The sequence below is a fragment of the Streptomyces sparsogenes genome (assembly GCF_001704635.1).
In the GTDB taxonomy this organism is placed as follows: domain Bacteria; phylum Actinomycetota; class Actinomycetes; order Streptomycetales; family Streptomycetaceae; genus Streptomyces; species Streptomyces sparsogenes.
Genome location: NZ_MAXF01000121.1, coordinates 1 through 20,570, shown reverse-complemented (window position 1 = coordinate 20,570; position 20,570 = coordinate 1). Strand labels below are relative to the sequence as shown.

General features: G+C 71.7%; 21 protein-coding genes. 12 read left to right on the top strand and 9 right to left on the bottom strand.

The window, feature by feature from the left end:
• The first annotated feature begins 35 nt into the window (after window positions 1-35).
• The 9 genes from BBH68_RS25020 to pssA all read left to right on the top strand — a co-directional run bounded on the left by BBH68_RS25020 (window position 36) and on the right by pssA (window position 10,988).
• Window positions 36-1,913, top strand: coding sequence for a 3-hydroxyacyl-CoA dehydrogenase family protein (locus tag BBH68_RS25020; protein WP_076970649.1), 1,878 nt, complete (start codon window positions 36-38; stop codon window positions 1,911-1,913).
• A 130-nt stretch (window positions 1,914-2,043) separates the two neighbouring features.
• Window positions 2,044-2,862, top strand: a complete 819-nt coding sequence (locus tag BBH68_RS25015) for a TetR family transcriptional regulator (protein ID WP_065965752.1) — start codon at window positions 2,044-2,046, stop codon at window positions 2,860-2,862.
• A gap of 356 nt (window positions 2,863-3,218) precedes the next feature.
• Window positions 3,219-4,583 carry a crotonyl-CoA carboxylase/reductase gene (gene ccrA / locus BBH68_RS25010; RefSeq protein ID WP_065965751.1) on the top strand — a complete coding sequence of 455 codons (1,365 nt, stop codon included), beginning with the start codon at window positions 3,219-3,221 and terminating at the stop codon, window positions 4,581-4,583.
• Window positions 4,580-6,601 (top strand): protein meaA, encoded by a 2,022-nt coding sequence (locus tag BBH68_RS25005; RefSeq protein WP_065965750.1) that lies wholly within the window; start codon window positions 4,580-4,582, stop codon window positions 6,599-6,601. The genes ccrA and BBH68_RS25005 overlap by 4 nt, the downstream gene beginning before the upstream one ends.
• The gene (locus BBH68_RS25000; RefSeq protein WP_065965749.1) at window positions 6,598-7,569 is read left to right on the top strand and encodes an HpcH/HpaI aldolase/citrate lyase family protein; all 972 of its coding nucleotides are present in this window, start codon (window positions 6,598-6,600) and stop codon (window positions 7,567-7,569) included. The genes BBH68_RS25005 and BBH68_RS25000 overlap by 4 nt, the downstream gene beginning before the upstream one ends.
• Before the next feature lie 5 nt (window positions 7,570-7,574).
• Window positions 7,575-8,081, top strand: a complete 507-nt coding sequence (locus BBH68_RS24995) for a MaoC family dehydratase (protein ID WP_065965748.1) — start codon at window positions 7,575-7,577, stop codon at window positions 8,079-8,081.
• 1 nt (window position 8,082) lies between these two features.
• On the top strand, window positions 8,083-9,297 hold the full coding sequence (locus BBH68_RS24990) for an acyl-CoA dehydrogenase family protein (protein ID WP_065965747.1): 1,215 nt from the start codon (window positions 8,083-8,085) through the stop codon (window positions 9,295-9,297).
• A 181-nt stretch (window positions 9,298-9,478) separates the two neighbouring features.
• Window positions 9,479-10,135: a phosphatidylserine decarboxylase gene (locus BBH68_RS24985; protein ID WP_065965746.1), complete on the top strand. Its 657-nt coding sequence runs from the start codon at window positions 9,479-9,481 to the stop codon at window positions 10,133-10,135.
• Window positions 10,122-10,988 (top strand): CDP-diacylglycerol--serine O-phosphatidyltransferase, encoded by an 867-nt coding sequence (gene pssA, locus BBH68_RS24980; protein ID WP_174589088.1) that lies wholly within the window; start codon window positions 10,122-10,124, stop codon window positions 10,986-10,988. Before BBH68_RS24985 ends, pssA begins: the two co-directional genes overlap by 14 nt.
• Before the next feature lie 98 nt (window positions 10,989-11,086).
• On the opposite strand, the gene BBH68_RS24975 is transcribed toward pssA, so the two are convergent.
• The 3 genes from BBH68_RS24975 to BBH68_RS24965 all read right to left on the bottom strand — a co-directional run bounded on the left by BBH68_RS24975 (window position 11,087) and on the right by BBH68_RS24965 (window position 12,982).
• On the bottom strand, window positions 11,087-11,470 hold the full coding sequence (locus BBH68_RS24975) for a PIN domain-containing protein (RefSeq protein WP_174589087.1): 384 nt from the start codon (window positions 11,468-11,470) through the stop codon (window positions 11,087-11,089).
• The gene (locus tag BBH68_RS24970) at window positions 11,467-11,724 is read right to left on the bottom strand and encodes a hypothetical protein (protein WP_065965744.1); all 258 of its coding nucleotides are present in this window, start codon (window positions 11,722-11,724) and stop codon (window positions 11,467-11,469) included. The genes BBH68_RS24975 and BBH68_RS24970 overlap by 4 nt, the downstream gene beginning before the upstream one ends.
• 76 nt (window positions 11,725-11,800) lie before the next feature.
• Window positions 11,801-12,982 (bottom strand): glycerate kinase, encoded by a 1,182-nt coding sequence (locus BBH68_RS24965; protein WP_065965797.1) that lies wholly within the window; start codon window positions 12,980-12,982, stop codon window positions 11,801-11,803.
• Window positions 12,983-13,106: 124 nt separating this feature from the next.
• Here BBH68_RS24965 and BBH68_RS24960 point away from each other — a divergent pair, with 124 nt between their 5' ends.
• A complete protein-coding gene (locus BBH68_RS24960; protein ID WP_065965743.1) occupies window positions 13,107-14,210 on the top strand; it encodes an ADP-ribosylglycohydrolase family protein in 1,104 nt (367 codons plus the stop codon).
• 12 nt (window positions 14,211-14,222) lie between these two features.
• Here BBH68_RS24960 and BBH68_RS24955 read toward each other — a convergent pair whose 3' ends face one another.
• Together BBH68_RS24955 and BBH68_RS24950 are read right to left on the bottom strand one after the other, a co-directional pair.
• Entirely contained in the window at window positions 14,223-14,417 is a 195-nt protein-coding gene (locus tag BBH68_RS24955; RefSeq protein ID WP_065965742.1) for a DUF397 domain-containing protein, read from the bottom strand.
• Entirely contained in the window at window positions 14,414-15,283 is an 870-nt protein-coding gene (locus tag BBH68_RS24950) for a helix-turn-helix domain-containing protein (RefSeq protein ID WP_065965796.1), read from the bottom strand. The genes BBH68_RS24955 and BBH68_RS24950 overlap by 4 nt, the downstream gene beginning before the upstream one ends.
• A gap of 158 nt (window positions 15,284-15,441) precedes the next feature.
• Between BBH68_RS24950 and BBH68_RS24945 the strand changes: the two genes are divergently transcribed.
• On the top strand, window positions 15,442-16,551 hold the full coding sequence (locus BBH68_RS24945) for a Fic family protein (RefSeq protein WP_065965741.1): 1,110 nt from the start codon (window positions 15,442-15,444) through the stop codon (window positions 16,549-16,551).
• A gap of 10 nt (window positions 16,552-16,561) precedes the next feature.
• Here BBH68_RS24945 and BBH68_RS24940 read toward each other — a convergent pair whose 3' ends face one another.
• Window positions 16,562-17,278 carry a hypothetical protein gene (locus BBH68_RS24940; RefSeq protein WP_174589086.1) on the bottom strand — a complete coding sequence of 239 codons (717 nt, stop codon included), beginning with the start codon at window positions 17,276-17,278 and terminating at the stop codon, window positions 16,562-16,564.
• Window positions 17,279-17,393: 115 nt separating this feature from the next.
• Here BBH68_RS24940 and BBH68_RS24935 point away from each other — a divergent pair, with 115 nt between their 5' ends.
• On the top strand, window positions 17,394-18,140 hold the full coding sequence (locus tag BBH68_RS24935) for an SIR2 family NAD-dependent protein deacylase (protein WP_065965740.1): 747 nt from the start codon (window positions 17,394-17,396) through the stop codon (window positions 18,138-18,140).
• A gap of 49 nt (window positions 18,141-18,189) precedes the next feature.
• On the opposite strand, the gene BBH68_RS24930 is transcribed toward BBH68_RS24935, so the two are convergent.
• The 3 genes from BBH68_RS24930 to BBH68_RS24920 all read right to left on the bottom strand — a co-directional run bounded on the left by BBH68_RS24930 (window position 18,190) and on the right by BBH68_RS24920 (window position 20,500).
• Entirely contained in the window at window positions 18,190-19,359 is a 1,170-nt protein-coding gene (locus tag BBH68_RS24930) for a TolB family protein (protein WP_065965739.1), read from the bottom strand.
• Window positions 19,356-19,904: a SigE family RNA polymerase sigma factor gene (locus BBH68_RS24925; RefSeq protein WP_065965738.1), complete on the bottom strand. Its 549-nt coding sequence runs from the start codon at window positions 19,902-19,904 to the stop codon at window positions 19,356-19,358. The genes BBH68_RS24930 and BBH68_RS24925 overlap by 4 nt, the downstream gene beginning before the upstream one ends.
• Window positions 19,905-19,990: 86 nt before the next feature.
• The gene (locus BBH68_RS24920) at window positions 19,991-20,500 is read right to left on the bottom strand and encodes a methylated-DNA--[protein]-cysteine S-methyltransferase (RefSeq protein ID WP_065965737.1); all 510 of its coding nucleotides are present in this window, start codon (window positions 20,498-20,500) and stop codon (window positions 19,991-19,993) included.
• Window positions 20,501-20,570: the final 70 nt, after the last annotated feature.

The window sequence follows — 20,570 nt, the reverse complement described above, 5'->3', positions numbered from 1 at the left end:
TCCCCGCGTCCGGGGAACACCCTCTGGAGTCCGCGATGGACCGTCTTCCGACCACCGACGCCAGCCGTACCTCCGGCCGTACGTCCGGCCCCGCGCCCGGCCGTACGCCCACCCCAGATCTCTCCCCCTCCGGGGCCCCGCTCACTACTGTGGCCGTCATCGGTCTCGGCACGATGGGCACCGGAATCGCCGAGCTGCTGGCCCGGGCGGGCCGCGAGGTGATCGGCGTCGACATCAGCGAGAGCGCCGCCCGCCGGGCGGTCGCCGCGCTGGAGGCAGCCACCGCCCGCGCCGTGCGCCGCGAGCGGATGACCGAGCGGGAGCGGGAGGCGGCGCTGGCCCGCTTCCGGGTCTCCACGGATCTGCGGGCCGCGGCCGGCGCGGATCTGGTGATCGAGGTCGTGCCGGAGAGCTACGACATCAAGCACGAGGTCCTCACCGCCCTGGACTCCGTGGTGCGGCCCGACGCGATCCTGGCGACCGGCACCAACGCCCTGTCCGTGACCCGGCTGGCCGCCGACTCCGCCCACCCGGAGCGCGTGCTGGGCCTGCACTTCTTCCATCCCGCGCCCGCCATGAAGCTGGTCGAGGTGGTCTCCAGCGTGCTGACCGCCCCGGCGGCCGTCGCGGCGGTCACCGCGCTCGCCCGCGACCTGGGCAAGGAGCCGGTGGCGCTGGGCGACCGGCCGGGGTTCGTCGCCGACGGGCTGCTGTTCGGCTATCTCAACCAGGCCGCCGCGATGTACGAGTCGAAGTACGCGGCGCGCGAGGACATCGACGCCGCGATGCGGCTGGGCTGCGGCCTGCCGATGGGGCCGCTGGCGCTGCTCGACCTGGTCGGCATCGACACGGCCCGGACCGTCCTGGAGGCGATGTACGCGGCCTCCGGCGACCGGCTGCACGCGCCCGCGCCCGTCCTGGGCCAGCTCGCCGCGGCCGGGCTGACCGGCCGCAAGGCGGGCCGGGGCTTCTACACGTACGAGGCGCCCGGCAGCGGGGTGGTGGTCCCGGACGCGCTGACGCCGGACCCGGCCGGGGCGGCCCGGGCCGCCGCGCGGGAGGTCCGCGCGGTGGGGGTCGCGGGCTCGGGCACCATGGCGAGCGGGATCGCCGAGGTCTTCGCCAAGGCGGGCCACGACGTGGTGCTGGCCGCCCGCACCCCGGGGAAGGCGGAGGCGGCGAAGGACAGGATCGCCAGGTCCCTGGCGAGATCGGTGGCCAAGGGCCGGCTGACCGAGCAGGCCCGCCAGGAGGCGCTGGCCCGGATCGTCCTGGCCGCGTCGCTGGACGCCTTCGAGGACGTGGACCTGGCCGTGGAGGCGGTCGCGGAGGACCTGGCCGTCAAGCAGCAGCTCTTCGCGACGCTCGACAAGGTCTGCAAGCCGGGCGCGGTGCTGGCCACCACGACCTCGTCGCTGCCGGTCATCGCCTGCGCCCGGGCGACCTCGCGCCCGCAGGACGTGGTCGGCCTGCACTTCTTCAACCCGGCGCCCGCGATGAAGCTGGTCGAGGTGGTGCGCACGGTCCTCACGGCGGAGGAGGCGCGGGCCACGGCGCACGCGGTGTGCCGGGCGGTGCGCAAGCACCCGGTGGACTGCGGCGACCGGGCGGGCTTCATCGTCAACGCCCTGCTGTTCCCGTACCTCAACAACGCGGTGAAGATGGTCCAGGAGCACTACGCCTCGCCAGACGCCATCGACGCCGCGATGAAGCTCGGCGGCGGCTATCCGATGGGCCCCTTCGAGCTGCTGGACGTGGTGGGCCTGGATGTGTCCCTGGCCATCGAGAAGGTGCTGCACCAGGAGTTCCGCGAGCCGGGCCTGGCGCCCGCGCCGCTGCTGGAACACCTGGTCGCGGCGGGATGCCTGGGACGGAAGACGGGGCGCGGCTTCCGCGAGTATGCGAAGGCCTGAGGAGCGGCCGGGGTGGGGCGGCCTGCTGGATCCCTCCGCGGGTCCGCCCCCGCACGAGCACCGCGCACCAGACCGCGCACCAGACGGGGGCCAGGGGGCATCGCCCCCGGAAATGCAGTACGTTCCCCACATGTCCCAGCCTCTGAAGGCCGCTCGTACGCCACCTGTGAACCGCTCCGGCCCCTCCGGCGGCGGCGGCGCCGGAGCCCGCCGGGCCAGCGCGCAGCGCCTGACCATGCGCCGCAAACTGGCGGCCGCGGCGATGGAGTTGTTCGCCACGCAGGGTTACGAGGCGACGACGGTCGATGAGATCGCGGCGAGAGCGGGGGTCGCCCGCCGCACCTTCTTCCGCCACTTCCGCTCCAAGGAAGAGGCGATCTTCCCGGACCACGACGACACGTTGGTGCGGGCCGCGGACGTGCTGGACGCGGCGCCGCCGCATGAACACCCGCTGGACACGGTGTGCCGGGGGATCAAGGAGGTCATGCGGATGTACGCCGCCTCCCCCGCGGTCTCCGTGGAGCGCTACCGGCTGACCCGTGAGGTGCCCGCCCTGCGCGAGCGCGAGATCGCCTCGGTGGCCCGCTACGAGCGGCTCTTCACCCGTTATCTGCTGGGCCACTTCGACGAGGGCGCGCACCACGACGGCAACGACGACCCCCTGCTCGCGGAGGTCGCCGCCTCCGCCGTGGTCACCGCCCACAACCACGTCCTGCGGCGCTGGCTGCGCGCGGGCGGCGAGGGCGATGTGGAGGCCCAGCTCGACCACGCCTTCGAGATCGTGCGCCAGACGTTCGGCACCGGCATCGCCGGCCGCCCCGCCACGGGCCTCCCGGCGGCCACGGTCTCCCCCAAGAGCGAGGAGGAGGACGTGGTGGTGATGGTGGCCCGCACGGACGCCCCGCTGGACGAGGTGATGCGGACGATCGAGCGGGCCCTGAAGCGGTAGCGCCTCCGGCGGTTCCTCCACCGAGCGGCGGCGGCCGTCCCTTACGGGGCGGCCGCCGCCGCTCATGTGTGCCGTGCAGATGACAAGTGAGAGAATTTGTTGGCACGCAGTGTCTTGCGAGCTGGCACAGCGTGCCATACCGTGATGTTGTCCGGGCGGAACGGCACGCCCCACACAGGGCACGCCGGCTGTCCCCGCAACCCGCTTCTGCGCGCCCGGACGGCCTGCGTCACCAGGCACCCCGCGCTACCCGCGCGCCCCTCAGCACCACCTCCGCCGGACCGACGGCACCAGCAGAACCCGTCAAAGAGCCCAGCGTTCCCTCAAGCGTCCCCGACGCTTCGCCGGAGGCACCGATGAACGAAATCCTTGACGCGATCCTGGCGTCGACCCAGTCCGACCACGGCTCCCCCGCCCTGGGGCCCGCGGACTTCGCGGCCCTGCCCGTCCCCGAGTCGTACCGCGCGGTGACCGTGCACAAGGACGAGGCCGAGATGTTCGCCGGCCAGACCACCAAGGAGAAGGACCCCCGCAAGTCGCTGCACGTCGACGAGGTGCCGGTGCCCGAACTGGGGCCCGGCGAGGCGCTCGTGGCCGTCATGGCCAGCTCGGTGAACTACAACTCGGTGTGGACCTCGATCTTCGAGCCGCTGCCGACCTTCGGCTTCCTGGAGCGGTACGGCAAGCTCTCCCCGCTCGCCAAGCGCCATGACCTGCCGTACCACATCATCGGCTCCGACCTGGCGGGCGTCGTGCTGCGCACCGGACCCGGGGTCAACCTCTGGAAGCCGGGCGACGAGGTCGTCGCCCACTGCCTGTCCGTCGAGCTGGAGTCGGCCGACGGCCACAGCGACACCATGCTCGACCCCGAGCAGCGCATCTGGGGCTTCGAGACCAACTTCGGCGGCCTCGCCGAACTCGCGCTCGTCAAGTCCAACCAGCTCATGCCCAAGCCCAGGCACCTCAGCTGGGAGGAGGCCGCCGCCCCCGGCCTGGTCAACTCCACCGCGTACCGGCAACTGGTCTCCAGCAACGGCGCCCAGATGAAGCAGGGCGACAACGTGCTGATCTGGGGGGCCAGCGGCGGGCTCGGCAGCTACGCCACCCAGTTCGCCCTCGCCGGCGGCGCCACCCCGATCTGTGTCGTCTCCTCCCCTCGCAAGGCGGAGATCTGCCGGGCGATGGGCGCCGAGGCGATCATCGACCGCAGCGCGGAGGACTACCGCTTCTGGAAGGACGAGCACACCCAGGACCCCAGGGAGTGGAAGCGCTTCGGCAAGCGCATCCGCGAGCTGACCGGCGGCGAGGACGTGGACATCGTCTTCGAGCACCCCGGCCGGGAGACCTTCGGCGCCAGCGTCTACGTCACGCGCAAGGGCGGCACCATCGTCACCTGCGCGTCCACCTCCGGCTACACCCACGAGTACGACAACCGCTACCTGTGGATGTCGCTCAAGCGGATCGTCGGCACCCACTTCGCCAACTACCGCGAGGCCTGGGAGGCCAACCGCCTGATCGCCAAGGGCAGGATCCACCCCACCCTCTCCAAGGTCTACCCCCTGGAGGAGACCGGCCAGGCCACCCACGACGTCCACCGCAACCTCCACCAGGGCAAGGTCGGCGTGCTGTGCCTCGCCCCCCAGGAGGGCCTGGGCGTCCGCGACCCCGAGCTGCGGGCCAAGCACCTGGACGCCATCAACCTCTTCCGGGACGCCGCATGACAGCCCCCGGCAGGCGTAAAAAGGATCGGCCCTGGCTGATGCGGACCTACGCCGGGCACTCCTCCGCCGAGGCGTCCAACGAGCTGTACCGGCGCAACCTCACCAAGGGGCAGACCGGCCTGTCCGTCGCCTTCGACCTGCCCACCCAGACCGGCTACGACCCGGACCACGTCCTGGCCCGCGGCGAGGTGGGCCGGGTCGGCGTGCCGGTCTGCCACCTCGGTGACATGCGGCGGCTGTTCCGCGACATCCCGCTGGAGCGGATGAACACCTCCATGACCATCAACGCCACCGCCATGTGGCTGCTGGCGCTGTACCAGGTGGTCGCGGAGGAGCAGGGCGCGGACGTGGCCGCGCTCCAGGGCACCACACAGAACGACATCGTCAAGGAGTACCTGTCGCGCGGGACGCACGTCTTCCCGCCGGGGCCCAGCCTGCGGCTGACCACCGACATGATCGCGTACACGGTCGCCGCCATCCCCAAGTGGAACCCGATCAACATCTGCAGCTACCACCTCCAGGAGGCCGGGGCCACCCCCGTGCAGGAGATCGCCTACGCGATGTCCACCGCCATCGCCGTGCTGGACGCCGTCCGGGCCTCCGGGCAGGTGCCCCAGGAGCGCTTCGGCGAGGTGGTGGCCCGGATCTCCTTCTTCGTGAACGCGGGCGTCCGGTTCATCGAGGAGATGTGCAAGATGCGCGCCTTCGGCCGCATCTGGGACCGGATCACCCTGGAGCGCTACGGCGTCCAGGACCCCAGGCACCGCCGCTTCCGCTACGGCGTCCAGGTCAACTCGCTCGGGCTGACCGAGGCCCAGCCGGAGAACAACGTCCAGCGCATCGTGCTGGAGATGCTGGCGGTCACCCTCTCCAAGGACGCCCGCGCCCGCGCCGTGCAGCTGCCCGCCTGGAACGAGGCGCTGGGGCTGCCCCGCCCCTGGGACCAGCAGTGGTCGCTGCGCATCCAGCAGGTCCTCGCCCACGAGAGCGACCTGCTGGAGTACGACGACATCTTCGCCGGCTCGCACGTCGTCGAGGCCGAGGTGGCCGCGCTGACCGAGGCCGCCACGGCGGAGATCGAGCGGATCCAGGGGATGGGCGGGGCCATGGCCGCCGTCGAGTCCGGCTACCTCAAGGCGCAGTTGGTCGCCTCGCACGCCGAGCGCAGGGCGCGCATCGAGGCGGGCGAGGAGAAGATCATCGGCGTCAACTGCTACGAGTCCACCGAGCCCAACCCGCTCACCGCCGACCTGGACACCGCGATCATGACGGTGGACCCGGCGAACGAGGCGCGGGTGGTCGAGGCCCTGCGGGCCTGGCGCGACGGGCGCGAGGAGGGCCGGGCCCAGGACTCCCTGGCGGCGCTGAAGAAGGCCGCCGCGGGCAGCGACAACCTGATGGCCGCGACCCTGGAGTGCGCCCGCGCGGGTGTGACCACCGGCGAGTGGGCGGGGGCGCTGCGCGAGGTGTTCGGCGAGTTCCGCGCCCCGACCGGGGTCGGCGGGGCGCCGGTGGCGGTCGCCGCCGAGACGGGCACCCCGCTGGCCGCGGTCCGCGCGAAGGCCGCCGCGACCGCCGCCGACCTCGGCGTCGGGGCGCTGCGGCTGCTGGTCGGCAAGCCCGGCCTGGACGGGCACAGCAACGGCGCCGAGCAGATCGCCGTACGGGCCCGGGACGCCGGCTTCGAGGTGGTCTACCAGGGGATCAGGCTGACCCCCGAGCAGATCGTCTCGGCGGCCGTCGCCGAGGACGTGCACTGCGTCGGCCTGTCCATCCTCTCCGGCTCGCACGCCGAGCTGGTGCCGGACGTGCTGGCCCGGCTGCGCGCGGCCGGCGCGGCCGACATCCCGGTGATCGTCGGCGGGATCATCCCGGCCGCGGACGCCGCCGCGCTGCGCGAGGCCGGAGTGGCGGCCGTCTTCACCCCGAAGGACTTCGGTATCACAGAGATCATCGGCCGTATCGTCGACGAGATCCGTACCGCGAACCAGCTCGACCCCCTGGAGGTCCCCGCATGACCGCGCCGTCCCCCATCAACCGCCTGCGTCCGCGCCGCTCCTGCCTGGCGGTCCCCGGGAGCAATCCGCGCTTCCTGGAGAAGGCCCAGGGCCTGCCCGCCGACCAGGTGTTCCTGGACCTGGAGGACGCGTGCGCGCCGCTGGCCAAGCCTGAGGCGCGGCACACGATCGTCAAGTACCTCAACGAGGGCGACTGGACGGGCAAGACCCGGGTGGTGCGCGTCAACGACTGGACGACCGAGTGGACGTACCGCGATGTCGTGACGGTGGTCGAGGGCGCGGGCCCGAACCTCGACTGCGTCATGCTGCCGAAGGTGCAGAGCGCCGAGCAGGTCGTGGCGCTCGACCTGCTGCTGACGCAGATCGAGAAGACGATGGGGTTCGAGGTCGGCCGGATTGGCATCGAGGCGCAGATCGAGAACGCCCAGGGGCTGAACCACGTCAACGCGATCGCGCAGGCCTCCCCGCGCCTGGAGACGATCATCTTCGGCCCGGCCGACTTCATGGCGTCGATCAATATGAAGTCGCTGGTCGTGGGCGAGCAGCCGCCCGGCTACCCGGCGGACGCCTACCACTACATCCTGATGAAGATCCTGATGGCCGCCCGGGCCAACGACCTCCAGGCGATCGACGGGCCCTATCTGCAGATCAAGAACGTGGACGGCTTCCGCGAGGTCGCCGGCCGGGCCGCCGCGCTCGGCTTCGACGGCAAGTGGGTGCTGCACCCCGGGCAGGTGGAGGCCGCCAACGAGGTCTTCTCGCCCTCGCAGGAGGACTACGACCACGCCGAGCTGATCCTGGACGCGTACGAGTACTACACGTCCGAGGCGGGCGGCAAGAAGGGCTCGGCGATGCTCGGCGACGAGATGATCGACGAGGCCAGCCGCAAGATGGCGCTGGTGATCGCCGGCAAGGGCCGGGCCGCCGGCATGACCCGTACGTCCCGCTTCGAAGCCCCGGAGGCGTGAGCGCCATGCAGTTCGGCCGCACCTACGAGGAATTCACGGTCGGCGACGTCTACCGGCACTGGCCGGGCAAGACCGTCACCGAGTACGACGACCACCTCTTCTGCCTGCTCACCATGAACCACCACCCGCTCCACCTGGACACGAACTACGCCGAGCGGACGACGGACTTCGGCAGGAACGTGGTGGTCGGCAACTACATCTACTCGCTGCTGCTGGGCATGTCCGTGCCCGATGTGTCCGGCAAGGCGATCGCCAATCTGGAGATCGAGTCGCTGCGGCACGTCGCGCCCACCTTCCACGGGGACACCATCTACGGCGAGACGACGGTGCTCGACAAGACCCCGTCGAAGTCCAAGCCCGACCGGGGCGTGGTCCATGTGGAGACCAAGGGCTACAAGCAGGACGGCACGCTCGTCTGCGTCTTCCGGCGCAAGGTGATGGTGCCGACGGCCACGTACATCAAGGAGCGGGGCGGCGAGCAGCCCGGCCGGCCCACGCTGGGAGAGGACTGAGATGAGCCGCCTCGCGCAGACCGACGGCCTGACGGACGTCCAGCAGGAGATCCTGGCCACCGTCCGCGACTTCGTCGACAAAGAGATCCTTCCGGTCGCCACCGAGCTGGAGCACCGGGACGAGTACCCGGCCCAGATCGTCGAGGGCCTCAAGGAGCTGGGCGTCTTCGGGCTGATGATCCCCGAGGAGTACGGGGGGCTCGGGGAGTCGCTGCTGACCTACGCGCTGTGCGTGGAGGAGATCGCCCGCGGCTGGATGAGCGTGTCGGGCATCATCAACACCCACTTCATCGTCGCGTACATGCTCAAGCAGCACGGCACGGAGGAGCAGAAGGAGTACTTCCTGCCCAAGATGGCGCTGGGCGAGATCCGCGGCGCCTTCTCGATGTCGGAGCCGGGTCTCGGCTCGGACGTGTCCGCGATCACCACCAAGGGGGTCCAGGACGGCGACGACTACCTGCTCACCGGCCAGAAGATGTGGCTGACCAACGGCGGCACCTCCACGGTGGTGGCGGTGCTGTGCCGCACGGACGAGGGGGCGGAGGCGGAGGGGGCCGGGGCCGCCCCGCACAGGTCCATGACCACCTTCCTGGTGGAGAAGGAGCCGGGCTTCGGCGAGGTCCGGCCCGGACTGACCATCCCCGGCAAGATCGAGAAGATGGGCTACAAGGGCGTCGACACCACCGAGCTGATCCTGGACGGACTGCGCATTCCGGCGGATCGGGTCCTCGGCGGCACCACCGGCCGCGGTTTTTACCAAATGATGGACGGAGTGGAGGTCGGGCGGGTCAATGTGGCCGCCCGCGGCTGTGGCGTGGCGCGCCGCGCCTTCGAGCTGGGCGTTGCATACGCACAGCAGCGGCACACCTTCGGCAAACCCATCGCCCAGCATCAGGCCATCCAGTTCAAACTGGCGGAAATGGCCACAAAGGTCGAGGCAGCTCATGCGATGATGGTCAACGCGGCCCGCAAGAAGGACTCGGGCCGGCGCAATGACCTGGAGGCCGGGATGGCGAAGTACCTGGCCTCCGAGTACTGCAAGGAGGTCGTGGAGGACGCATTCCGCATCCATGGCGGCTATGGCTTCTCGAAGGAGTACGAGATCGAGCGCCTCTACCGGGAGGCCCCGATGCTTCTCATCGGTGAAGGCACCGCCGAGATCCAGAAAATGATTATCGGACGACGTCTCCTGGAGGAGTATCGCATCCAGGGCTGAATGTCCCTTTCGGCATGGTATTGCGGGGGTATCCGCGAGAAGAAGATCACACCACGCCGGGGAGACTTCGGCCATCGACAGGCCCTGGCGCTTGCCCAGTTACCGCTCGCAACCGATACCATCCCGGAAAGCCGCCGTCCCCAGTCTCGTGTCGCGGCATCCTCCGCTACGAAGGTCATCCATGCCCCACAGCCATTCCTCTGCACCACGCGACAGCCTGGCCGGCGTACGCCTCGCGCGCGGAGCGTCGCCGTGGCTCCTCCCGACCGTCGCCACCGCGGCGGTCAGCCTCACCCGCGCCCGCCGCTCCGGCCGCTGGGCGGCGGTCGCCGTGCCCGCCACCGCTCTCGCGGCGGGCATGCTGTGGTTCTTCCGCGACCCCGACCGGGAGATCGCTCAGGGCCGGGTCATCTCCCCGGCCGACGGCGTGGTGCAGAGCATCATGCCGTGGAAGGACGGGCGCACCCGCGTCGCCATCTTCATGAGCCCGCTGAACGTCCACGTCAACCGCGCCCCGCTGGCCGGCACCGTGACGTCCGTCGAGCACATCCCCGGTGGCTTCGTTCCCGCGTTCAACAAGGAGAGCGAGAACAACGAGCGGGTCGTCTGGCACTTCGACACCGAGCTCGGCGACATCGAGATGGTGCAGATCGCCGGGGCCGTCGCCCGGCGCATCGTGCCGTACGTGCCCCAGGGCACCAAGGTCGAGCAGGGCGAGCGGATCGGCCTGATCCGCTTCGGCTCGCGCGTCGACATCTACCTGCCCGAGGGCATCGACGTCGACGTCGAGGTCGGCCAGGCCACCACGGCGGGGGTGACACGCCTTGACCGTGCTTGATCCCGACACCCAGGCCGCCACCTGGGCCCCCGACGCCGAGGTGGACGAGGACGTCGACGAGACGGACGACATGCCGCTCTCGACGCGCCTGTCGATAGCGGACACGCTCACCCTCGGCAACGCGACCTGCGGCTTCCTGGCGGTGTACTTCACCACCACCGGCGTCCTCATCCCGCACCTCACGGGCAGCGAGGACGGCGGCATGACCCGGCACAGCGCCGCCTCCGCGGTGATGCTGATGCTGCTCGCCTCCGTCTTCGACCTGTTCGACGGGCTCGTCGCGCGCAAGCTGCGCAGCTCGGCGATGGGCGCGGAGCTGGACAACCTCTCCGACCTGATCAGCTTCGGGCTCGCCCCCGCGTACTTCGTGGCCGTGTGGGGCATGGTCGCCGACGACGCGTACCAGCGGGTCTCGGCGGTGGCCGCGATCGTGGTGCTGCTGGCGGTGGTGCTGAGGCTGGCCAGATTCTCCTGCGTGACCATGCCCAACGGGGTCTTCCAGGGCATGCCGAGCCCCTTCGGCGCGCTGACCGTGGTCTCGGTCGTACTGCTGGGCCTGCCCTTCGTCCCCACGCTGCTGGCGATCATCGGCGTGGCCTGGCTGATGGTGAGCCGGGTGGAGTACCCCAAGCCTCGGGGCCGGCTCGCGGTCGCCATGCTGAGCTGGATCGTCACCAGCATGGCGCTCCTGGCGGCCTGGGCCTTCGAGGCCCCCGGCGGCGAGCTGCTGCTCCAGACGGCCTGCGCCCTGCAGGTGGTCCTCGGCGCGGTGATCCCCCTCTTCGCCACGGCCCGCCGGGTCAACGCCTTCCGCGACAACCGCCGCGAGGCGAGGACGGCGCAGCTGCCGTAGCGGGATCATGCCTACGCCAACGGGTTGGGCCAGAGCGATTCACCGGGCCCACCCCGTTTCCGTAGGCCCGCGGCCCCTGGGGCCCGTCCGGCTCCCGGTCACGGCCCCAGGTCGAGGACGGGTACCGCCTGCCCCTTCCACGTGTCCGCGGCAGCGGTCGCCACCACCGCGCCGTCAGGGCGCTCGGGCGTCGGCTGAGCCGCGTACCGGGTGTGCGCGACGGCCCAGGCGGAGGTGTCCCGGGCCACCGCCAGAGCGGCCGGCAGATCGAGGTCCAGGACGGTGATACCGGGCAGAGCGGCGATGTGCTTCGCGGTACCGGGGCGGGCCCGGTCGGCCTCCACCAGCGCGCAAGCGGGAGCGTAGAGGAACCAGCCCGCCTCGGCGTGCGCCCGGTGGATGAGACGGGACGCCAGGATGTTGCCCTGCCCGGCGGCGACCATGGCCGCGTCGTCCAGCACGATGTGCAGGCTGTCGCTCACCGGGCGGCCGCCTCGGCCAGGCGCCGGTCCAGCTCCGCGTCGAGACCCGCCTCATCGGCCGGGCTGGGGTCGTAGCCGTTCCACGCCCGCAGAGCGGCGCGAGCCTGCTCGGCTCGCTCGGCTCGCTCGGCCGGGGTCAGCAGGGTGTCGGCGAGCCGGGCGAGGTAGGCGCGCAGGGACAGACCTTCGGCCGCCGCTATCTCGGCCAGCCGATCGCGTGCCTCGCTGGGGATGCGGATATTGGCGTCGGCCATGGTGAGGCTCCTTCCACTCAAGAGCCCAGGGTACGGGTACGCACCCGTACCCGCAGGTGTTTCGGGCAGAACGGCCTCAGGCCAGGAAGTCCGCAGCGAGCCGCTCCGCCGCGCGCTCCAGCAAGGGACCCGCCTCGGCGATGCAGCGGGCCGGGTCCGGCTCCAGGGCGGTCAGCGGGTAGGCGCGGCTGATGCCCGCCCCCGCGAGGGCCGCCGGGGTCAGCGCGAGGCGGCCGCAGACCGCGACCACCTCGACACCGCGCGCCCGGGCCGCGGCCGCCACGCCCGCCGGGGCCTTGCCGTGCAGGGTCTGCTCGTCGAGCGAGCCCTCGCCGGTGATCACCAGGTCGGCGCGTTCCAGCGCCGGGGCGAAGCCGAGCACGTCCAGCATCACCTCGATCCCGGGGCGGAAGACCGCGCCCAGGCCGATGAGCGCGCCGTAGCCGACGCCACCCGCCGCGCCCGCGCCGGGCGCCTGCGCGTACTCGGCGGCACGCGGCCCCACGGCCCGCTCCAGGACCGCCGCGTAGTGGGCGAGGGCCCCGTCCAGGAGCACCACATCGGCCATGGTCGCGCCCTTCTGCGGGCCGTACACCGCCGCCGCGCCCTTCGGCCCGGTCAGCGGATTGTCGACATCGCTGGCCAGGACGATCTCGGTGTCCGCCAGGCGCGGGTCCAGACCGCTCAGATCCGCCGTGGCCAGCTCCCGCAGCGCGCCGCCCCCCGGCCCGACCGGCTCCCCCGCGGCGTCGATCAGCCGGGCGCCCAGCGCGGCCAGCATGCCCGCGCCCCCGTCGGTGGTCGCGCTGCCGCCGACCCCGAAGACGACGGTACGGGCGCCCGCGTCCAGCGCCGCGCGCAGCAGCTCCCCGCTGCCGTACGTGGTCGCGGCCAGCGGCGCGAACAGCCCCTCCGGCAGATGGCGCAGCCCGGACGCCTCGGCCATCTCCACCACGGCCACCTCGCCGCGCAGCGCGTACGCCGCGGTCACCGGCTCGCCCAGCGGCCCGGTCACCCGCGCCTCGCGCCGCTCGAAACCCGCCGCGACCGCCGCGTCCACGGTCCCGTCGCCGCCGTCCGCGACCGGCAGCGCCTCGACGCGCACCGCCCCCGCCCCGCCCGGCGCGCCGCGCCGCAGGCCGGCCGCCACGTGCTCGGCCACCTGGACCGCCGTCAGCGAGCCCTTGAACTTGTCCGCGGCGATCAACACCCGCGTCGGCGCCTCGGCCTCCGCCGGAACTCGCTCGTTCTCCGCCACCGTCGTCACCCCTCGCTCTCACCCCCGGAAGATCCGCCCACCCCGCGGCGACCCTATCCGGGCCGCTCGCCGGGCGCGATGGTGTCGGCCTGCGGCGGGGCGCCGGCTCGGGTAGACCTGACACATGACCCTTGCCGGGAGCGCGCTCGCGGACCGGATCCTCGGCGGCTGGCTCGGCCGCATCGCCGGGAACATGCTCGGCAAGCCCGTCGAGCGCGGTGATCATTGGACCCGCGAGCGCATCGACCGCTATCTGCGCCGCGCGGGCGCCCTGCCGCTGACCGACTACGTCCCCGCGCTGGAGCCGCCACCGGACCCCGTCGAGTTCGAGCTGCGCCCGGAGTGGCAGGAGTGCGTCCGGGGCCGGATCGACGGCAGCTGCCGGGACGACGACATCGACTACACCCTGCTGGGGCTGCACCTCCTGGAGACCCACGGCTTCGGCTTCACCACCGAGCAGGTCGGTGACCTGTGGCTGCTGCGCCTGCCGTATCTGCAGACCTTCACCGCCGAGCGGGTCGCCTACCGCAATCTCACCGCCGGGGTGAAGCCGCCGCTCACCGCCACCCTCGACAATCCGTATCAGGAGTGGATCGGCGCCCTCATCCGCGCCGACATCCACGGCTGGGCCAACCCCGGCGACCCGCGCACCGCCGCCGCGATGGCCCGGCGCGACGCCGTGCTGTCGCACACCGGCAACGGCGTGTACGGGGCGATGTGGGCGGCTGCGCTGATCGCCGCCGCGTTCACGGCCGACGGCCCGCGCGAGGCGATCGAGGCCGCCCTGGAGCGCATCCCGCCGCGCTGCCGGCTGGCCCGTACGGTCCGCAGGGCCGCCGCCCTGCACGAGACGGGGATGGCCTGGGCGGCCGCGCTGGACCAGCTGGAGCGGGAGACGGCCGGGCTGCACTGGATCCACGTCGTGCCCAACGCCGCCGTCATCACGGCCGGGCTGCTCTACGGAGAGGGCGACTTCACCTCCACCATCGCCCTCACCGTGCGCGGCGGCCTGGACACCGACTCCAACGGCGCCACGGCCGGGTCGGTGGCGGGCGTCCTGTGCGGGGCGGCCGCGATCCCGCCGCAGTGGACCGAGCCGCTGCGGGACCGGGTGCGCAGCGCGGTGTTCGGCTTCGACGGCGCGCGAATCAGCGACCTGGCGGCGCGCACGCACCGGCTGGCGCTGATGGGTGCGCGTCGTCTCGCCCCCCAGCCGCTCGCGGACTGAACCCGGCGGGGTTCAGTCGCCCGCCACGTACCGCACGAACCGGGCCCAGTCGGCGCGGCCGACGGCGAGGTGGGGACGTGTCACGTCCTTGGAGTCCCGGACCCGGACTATGTGGTCGGTCACGGCGACCTCTATGCACTCGCCGCCCTCGTCACCGCTGTAGCTGCTCTTGAACCAGCCAAGTGGTGCGCTCTTCCCAATGTTCACAGCTCCCCCAGCATCTTCTCGATCAAGAGCAGGGACTCACGTGGTCTGAGTGCCTGCGAGCGGATGCTGCCATATTTCGCCGCGAGGACGCGGACTTCCTCGGCATCCGTGATCAGTCGGCTGACGTGCTGCACTTCCAGATAGCCGACCTGGGGGCGGCCCTTCGGGGTGAGGAGCGTGAAGGGGCCGCCCATTCCCGCGTGCTCTTCACTGGCCATGGGCATGATCTGCACCTCGACGTTACGCATCCTCGCAACGTCGAGCAAGTGTTCCAACTGACCGCGTTGCACGGTCCGGCCGCCAAACGGATGACGCAGGACACATTCCTGGATGACGGCGCTCACGGCGGGTACCGGCCACCGCGTCAAGATTCCCTGCCGGGCCAGTCGGGCGGCGACTCTCGTCTCCACCGTCTCGTCATCGAACAGCGGCTGACGGCTGACGAAGACAGCACGCGCGTACGACTCCGTCTGGAACAGGCCCGGCACGGCCTGATTGGCGAAGCAGCACAGGTCGACCGCCTCCGCCTCCAGCCGCGCGTAGTCCTTGAACCACGTCGGATGGCGAACCCTCGCCTTCGCCTTGGCCCGCTCGACATCCTCCTTCGCGGCCTTCAACACACCGTCCGCGCCGAGCAGATCGTCCACCGCCTCCAGCAACTCCGGCTGCGGAACGCGCCGCCCCCGCTCGGCGGCCGAGATCGTCTCTTCCGCGTACCCGAGCCGTTCCCCCAGCGCCTTCTGTGTCAGGCCGGCCCGTTCCCGCAACACCTTGATCTGCCGCCCCAGCGCCCGGAACAGATCCACCGCGCCGTCGCCCGCGTCCTCGTCCGTCGGGTCCGCCACCGTCAGCCACCCCCTCGCCATACGCACCCGGGTAGTCACCCACCGTGCAGGACTGGATTCCGGTCAGCGTAGGGCGTGCCGACCACGGGGAGGGCTGAAGGTCCGGAACATCACTCGGACGAGTGAATGATAGGAGGGGGGTATCATGATGGCATGTTGTATCAGACGCCCGACCTCGCATGGACCGCAAGGTCCTGGACGAGGTGGACACCATGCGCGACCAACTGCGGCACGCCGTGCAGCAGGTGCCCATGAAGTGGACGCTCGACCTGCGCAAGGCACTCACCGCCAGCGCGATCGCGGCGTCGAACACGATCGAGGGCTACCGGGTCGACGTCCGGGACGTCGCCGACCTCATGGACGGCGAGCGCGAGGTCGACGCCAGCGACGAGAACAAGGCGGAGACGCTGGCCTACCAGCAGGCCATGACGTATATCCAGTCCCTGCACGACGTCGCCGACTTCCGGTACAGCAAGGAACTGCTCAACAGCCTCCACTGGATGCTCCAGGGCCACCACCACCCGAGGAAAACCGCCGGCCAGTGGCGCAAGTCGGCCATCCGCATCACCGCTCCCGGCGATGAGTTCGCCACGGACTACGAGGGCCCGGACCAGGAGCTGGTCCCCGGCTTGATGGGCGAGCTGGTCGACTGGCTCAACGAGGGCGATCTGGACGAGCACACCCTCATCCGTGCCGCGATGGCCCACCTGAACCTCGTGAAGATTCACCCCTGGTCCGACGGCAACGGCCGGATGTCCCGGTCGCTGCAGACCCTCCTGATCGCCCGTGGTGGGGTCCTCGCCCCCGAGTTCTCCTCCATCGAGGAGTGGCTGGGCATGCCGGGCAACACATGGGAGTACTACAAGGTGCTGCGCACGGTCGGCGGCCCCGTCTGGTCACCGCAGCGGGAGACACTGCCGTGGATCAAGTTCAACCTCCGCGCCTACCACCAGCAGGCCCAGCGGGTGCAGCGCCGCGTCGAGCGGTCGAACGACTGCTGGACGCAGCTCATGGAGGCGGCCCCTGAGCACAGGATCACGGAGCGGCAGGTGACCGCCCTGCATGAGGTGGCCATGGTGGGCCGGGTACGGCGATCCCGCTACGAGAAGGCCGAAGGGCTCAACACGCAGCAGGCGACGCGGGACTTGCAGGCCCTGACGAAGGCCGAGCTGCTGACCGCCGTCGGACAGACAAAGGGCCGCCACTACATCACAGGGCCCCGGTTCCCCCAGCACGTGCTGGCCACCGCCCGGCGCCAGCACACCATTGTCGACCCGTACGGCGAGTGAACCGCTCGGGTCACCGCTCCGCCGCGTCCCACGGGCTGCCCAGCCAGCCTTCGTGGCTGTCGAGCAGCGCGAGGAGGGAGGCGGTCACGCGCTCGTCCCAGCCGTCTTCCGCCACGTCGAGTTCGAAGTTGTCGTCCGCCCCGCTGTGGAAGTCGAGCACGACCCGGCCGTCCGTGCGCCACCTCGTACGGCGCGGCATGCGCGCGATGTCGCCACTGGCCGAGAGCACGCTGCCGACCATGATGACCAGTTGGATCGGGGAGATCAGCCACCACACACCCCACCAGAAGGGCCGCCCCTTGAGCCCGACGGCGGGCCGCGCTCCGGGACGCTGGACGGTCCAGCGGGTGCGGACGCGGCCGCCCCTCATGGCCGGTTCGCGCACGATGAGGGCCAGTGGCTCACCGGCGGCGCCCAGCACCTCGTACGTGGCGGGGCCGCCCTTGGCCGCCGACTTGGTGATGACCTGCGCGAACACCCCCGCGCGGTGCGGGTCGGCCCAGAGGGTGAAGGCGCGGACACCCTCCTTGCGGGCGGCGCGGTACTCCTTCGGGCCGCCGCCGGGCGGCAGCCGCCGCTCCGGGTAGGCGAGGGTCCGGATGGCCCGGCCGCCTGCTGGGTCGGGGCCGTCGGAGGCGCGTATCTCCCAGGTGACGCGGCCGTCCTCGGGTGGCGGATCACCCTTCCGCCGCACACTCGCATCGCTCAGCCACACAGACCGTGTCATCCGGAACTCTCCGCCTCGCCGCACCGACCACCTGACGATCACCTACGGAGCCGGACTTTACCGCTCCGCATAAACGCGCTCGCCGCCGTCAGCGCCCGCTGCGTACGCTCGCCCCATGAGCACCGAAGCGACACGCCGGCCCCTGGTGGCGATCCTGAGCGGGGCGGGCATCTCCACGGACTCCGGAATCCCCGACTACCGGGGCCCGCAGGGGCTTTGGCGGCGCGACCCGGAGGCCGAGAAGCTGGTGACGTACGACTACTACATGTCGGACCCGGACATCCGCCGCCGCTCCTGGCAGATGCGCCGCGACAGCCAGGCGCTGCACGCGAAGCCCAACCGGGCGCACGAGGCCGTGGCCCGGCTGGAGCGGTCGGGCACCCCGGTCCGGGTGATCACGCAGAACGTGGACGGGCTGCACCAGCTCGCCGGGCTCCCCGCGCGCAAGGTGCTGGAGCTGCACGGCACGGCGCGGGCGGTGGTGTGCACCCGCTGCAAGGCGCGCTCGGACATGGCGGAGGCCCTGGAGCGGGTGGCGGGCGGCGAGCCCGACCCGGCGTGCCTGGCGTGCGGCGGGATCCTGAAGTCGGCGACCGTGATGTTCGGCGAGAGCCTCGACCCGGAGGTCCTGACGGGCGCGGTCGCGGTGGCGAAGGCCTGCGAGATCTTCATCGCGGTCGGCACCAGCCTCCAGGTCCAGCCCGCCGCCTCCCTCGCAGGCATGGCCGCCGAGTCGGGCGCCCGCCTGATCATCGTCAACGCCGAGCCCACCCCGTACGACGAGCTCGCGGAGGAGCTGATCCGCGAACCCATCGGCACGGCCCTGCCCGCGCTGCTGGAGCGGATCGCGGCGGAGGGGTGAGGGCCCTGGCGCCCGTCCGGGCGGAGCGGACGGGCGCCCGGGCCACCGGTCAGCGGCGGGTGATCAGCGGCTCCCAGTCCTGAGGGGTGTCGGCGTAGCGGTAACCGGTGAGAGGGATCCTCGTACGCCCGGCCACATCGGTCAGCACCAGCCGCTCCCCCACGTCGCGTGTGCAGTGCCGATCCGGCGGGCACTCCCAGCGCAGCAAGCGGTCGTTGCCCGCCCAGGCGAGGGTCATGCCCCCATACGGCACACCGACCGTCCGGTGGGTCCGCGTCTCCTTCACGGTCGCCAGCCAGCCATCGCCCACCGTGTAGTAGCGGCCGTCCGGCGACAGACCGGCGGGCGGCGCGTCCGGGCCCTCGTACGCGGGGGCCTTCCTCAACCGCCCGTCCAGGTCGAGCCAGATCTCCATGGCTCCGCCCGGCGGGCCCGGAACCACCACCAGCGTGCCGTCCCGGCTCCACCGCACGTCGACCCGGCCGACCCCGGTGAACACGTTGTCCGTTTCGGCGCCCATCGGACGGAATTCCTTCCGGCCCGAGTCGACATCGACCAGGTAATAGCCGGTCCTTGCATGGGACATGAACCGCGCGCGGTCCGCGGTCTGGATGTCCGGGTAGCCGCGGTACGTGGTCACCGCCAGCCGCTTGCCGTCCGGCGACCATTTCACCCCGCCCGCCTGGTGCTCCAGCGGGATCCACTTCGTCACCTTCCCGGTGGCCATGTCGAGGATCCCGATCCGTGGCGCGGGCAGCGTCTTCTCCAGGACGGCCGCCCGCCGCATACCGGGGGCGACGTCCAGCCAGCCCCAGGGCGTCTTCTCGTACCGCTGCGTCCGTGGGCTGTACAGATACCAGGTGTAGGTCGTCCGCTCAACCCCGTCCCGGGTCCGGGCCTTCCGGCCCGCCTGGTACGCGGACAACGCGACGTCCCCGGCGGCGATCAGATGGCGCGGCGGCGACTCGCTCGGGTGCGCGGACACGTCCGCCGACTGTATGGCGGCCGGTGCGGCGGAGTCGCCGTGTCCGTCCGCCAGCACCGGCACCGCCACCCCGCCCACCAGCAGCGCGAAGGCGGCCGCCCCCACGGACAGCGCGGTCGCCCGGCGCCTGTGGCGCCGTCGCAGGGCCCGGCCCGCCAGATCCGGCCCGGCCGGGGGTGGCGTCTCCTCGGCCCATTCGTGGAGCGTGTCCCGCACCAGCTGCTCAGCGTTCACTTCCACACCTCCGCAGGTGAGTTGCCGAATTCGGGGTTACGGGACACGGCGCCGGGGTCCAGCTCCGGCACCAGCGCGCGCAGCTTGGCCAGCGCCCGGTGGGTGGTGCTGCGGACCGTCCCCACCGAGCAGCCGAGCAGCTCGGCCACCTCCCCCTCGGGGCAGTCCTCGAAATAGCGCAGCACCAGCATGGTGCGCTGGCGTGGAGTCAAGCGGCCCAGCGCCCGGCGCAGCTGGATCCTCAGCTCGGCCGCGCCGGTGGTGTCCTCGCGTCCGGGGCTGTCCGGGGGCTCGGCCACCGTGGTCTCGCGGCGGGTCCGTAACAGCCGCCACACGCTCACCTGTTGCCGGTAGAGCACCTGCCGCACATACGCCTCGGGGCTCTCCAGCCGTCCCCAGCGGCCCGCCGCCTTCGCCAGGGCCGTCTGCAGCAGGTCCTCGGCGGCGTGGGTGTCGCCGCCGGTCAGGAGGGTCGCCGTGCGTATCAGCGCGGGCGAGCGCGCCGCGACGAATTGGCGGAAGCGGCGCTCTTCCTCGTCATCCATGGTTTCCCGTCATCGGTCGTCCTCGTCTCGCGGTCGTCTGTCACCTCCTTGGACGTGCGCGGGGTCGTGCCGCTATGCCGGGTCCGTCAGAAAAGTTGGAGACCGGGCTGCCGCCCCCGCGCCTCGAACTCCAGCAGTTGCCGCTTGCGGTCGAGGCCGCCGCCGTAGCCGGTGAGGCTGCCGGTGGAGCCGACGACGCGGTGGCAGGGGACGATGATGCCGACCGGGTTCTTGCCGTTGGCCAGCCCGACGGCGCGGGCGGCGGTCGGCTGGCCGAGGCGGTCGGCGAGTTGGCCGTAGGAGAGGGTCTCGCCGTACGGGATGCGCTGCAGCTCGGACCAGACGCGGCGCTGGAAGGGGGTGCCGGACATCCGCAGCGGCAGGTCGAACTCGGTCAGCTCGCCCGCGAAGTAGCCGCGCAGCTGGCGGATGGTCTCGGCGAACGGGGCCTCGTCGGGGTCGCCGGGGGCGCCGAAGGTCTCCTCGGCGGGGCGGTGGCGCTGGTCGGTCATGTAGAGGCCGGTCAGGGCGGTGTCGTCGGCGACCAGGGTGAGCGGCCCGTACGGGCTGTCGACGACGGTGTGAGTGCGGGACATGAGGGTTTCTTCCGGCTCCGGATTGCTTGCGGGTTCGGGTGGCTTGCGGGTTCGGGTGGCTTGCGGGTTC

What these genes read in the sequence shown, in the direction of transcription:
- BBH68_RS25020 (WP_076970649.1), top strand. Translation starts at nt 36, where the DNA reads ATGGACCGTCTTCCGACCACCGACGCCAGCCGTACCTCCGGCCGTACG.
- BBH68_RS25015 (WP_065965752.1), top strand. Translation starts at nt 2,044, where the DNA reads ATGTCCCAGCCTCTGAAGGCCGCTCGTACGCCACCTGTGAACCGCTCC.
- ccrA (WP_065965751.1), top strand. Translation starts at nt 3,219, where the DNA reads ATGAACGAAATCCTTGACGCGATCCTGGCGTCGACCCAGTCCGACCAC.
- BBH68_RS25005 (WP_065965750.1), top strand. Translation starts at nt 4,580, where the DNA reads ATGACAGCCCCCGGCAGGCGTAAAAAGGATCGGCCCTGGCTGATGCGG.
- BBH68_RS25000 (WP_065965749.1), top strand. Translation starts at nt 6,598, where the DNA reads ATGACCGCGCCGTCCCCCATCAACCGCCTGCGTCCGCGCCGCTCCTGC.
- BBH68_RS24995 (WP_065965748.1), top strand. Translation starts at nt 7,575, where the DNA reads ATGCAGTTCGGCCGCACCTACGAGGAATTCACGGTCGGCGACGTCTAC.
- BBH68_RS24990 (WP_065965747.1), top strand. Translation starts at nt 8,083, where the DNA reads ATGAGCCGCCTCGCGCAGACCGACGGCCTGACGGACGTCCAGCAGGAG.
- BBH68_RS24985 (WP_065965746.1), top strand. Translation starts at nt 9,479, where the DNA reads ATGCCCCACAGCCATTCCTCTGCACCACGCGACAGCCTGGCCGGCGTA.
- BBH68_RS24970 (WP_065965744.1), bottom strand. Translation starts at nt 11,724, where the DNA reads ATGGCCGACGCCAATATCCGCATCCCCAGCGAGGCACGCGATCGGCTG.
- BBH68_RS24960 (WP_065965743.1), top strand. Translation starts at nt 13,107, where the DNA reads ATGACCCTTGCCGGGAGCGCGCTCGCGGACCGGATCCTCGGCGGCTGG.
- BBH68_RS24950 (WP_065965796.1), bottom strand. Translation starts at nt 15,283, where the DNA reads ATGGCGAGGGGGTGGCTGACGGTGGCGGACCCGACGGACGAGGACGCG.
- BBH68_RS24945 (WP_065965741.1), top strand. Translation starts at nt 15,442, where the DNA reads ATGGACCGCAAGGTCCTGGACGAGGTGGACACCATGCGCGACCAACTG.
- BBH68_RS24940 (WP_174589086.1), bottom strand. Translation starts at nt 17,278, where the DNA reads ATGACACGGTCTGTGTGGCTGAGCGATGCGAGTGTGCGGCGGAAGGGT.
- BBH68_RS24935 (WP_065965740.1), top strand. Translation starts at nt 17,394, where the DNA reads ATGAGCACCGAAGCGACACGCCGGCCCCTGGTGGCGATCCTGAGCGGG.
- BBH68_RS24925 (WP_065965738.1), bottom strand. Translation starts at nt 19,904, where the DNA reads ATGGATGACGAGGAAGAGCGCCGCTTCCGCCAATTCGTCGCGGCGCGC.
- BBH68_RS24920 (WP_065965737.1), bottom strand. Translation starts at nt 20,500, where the DNA reads ATGTCCCGCACTCACACCGTCGTCGACAGCCCGTACGGGCCGCTCACC.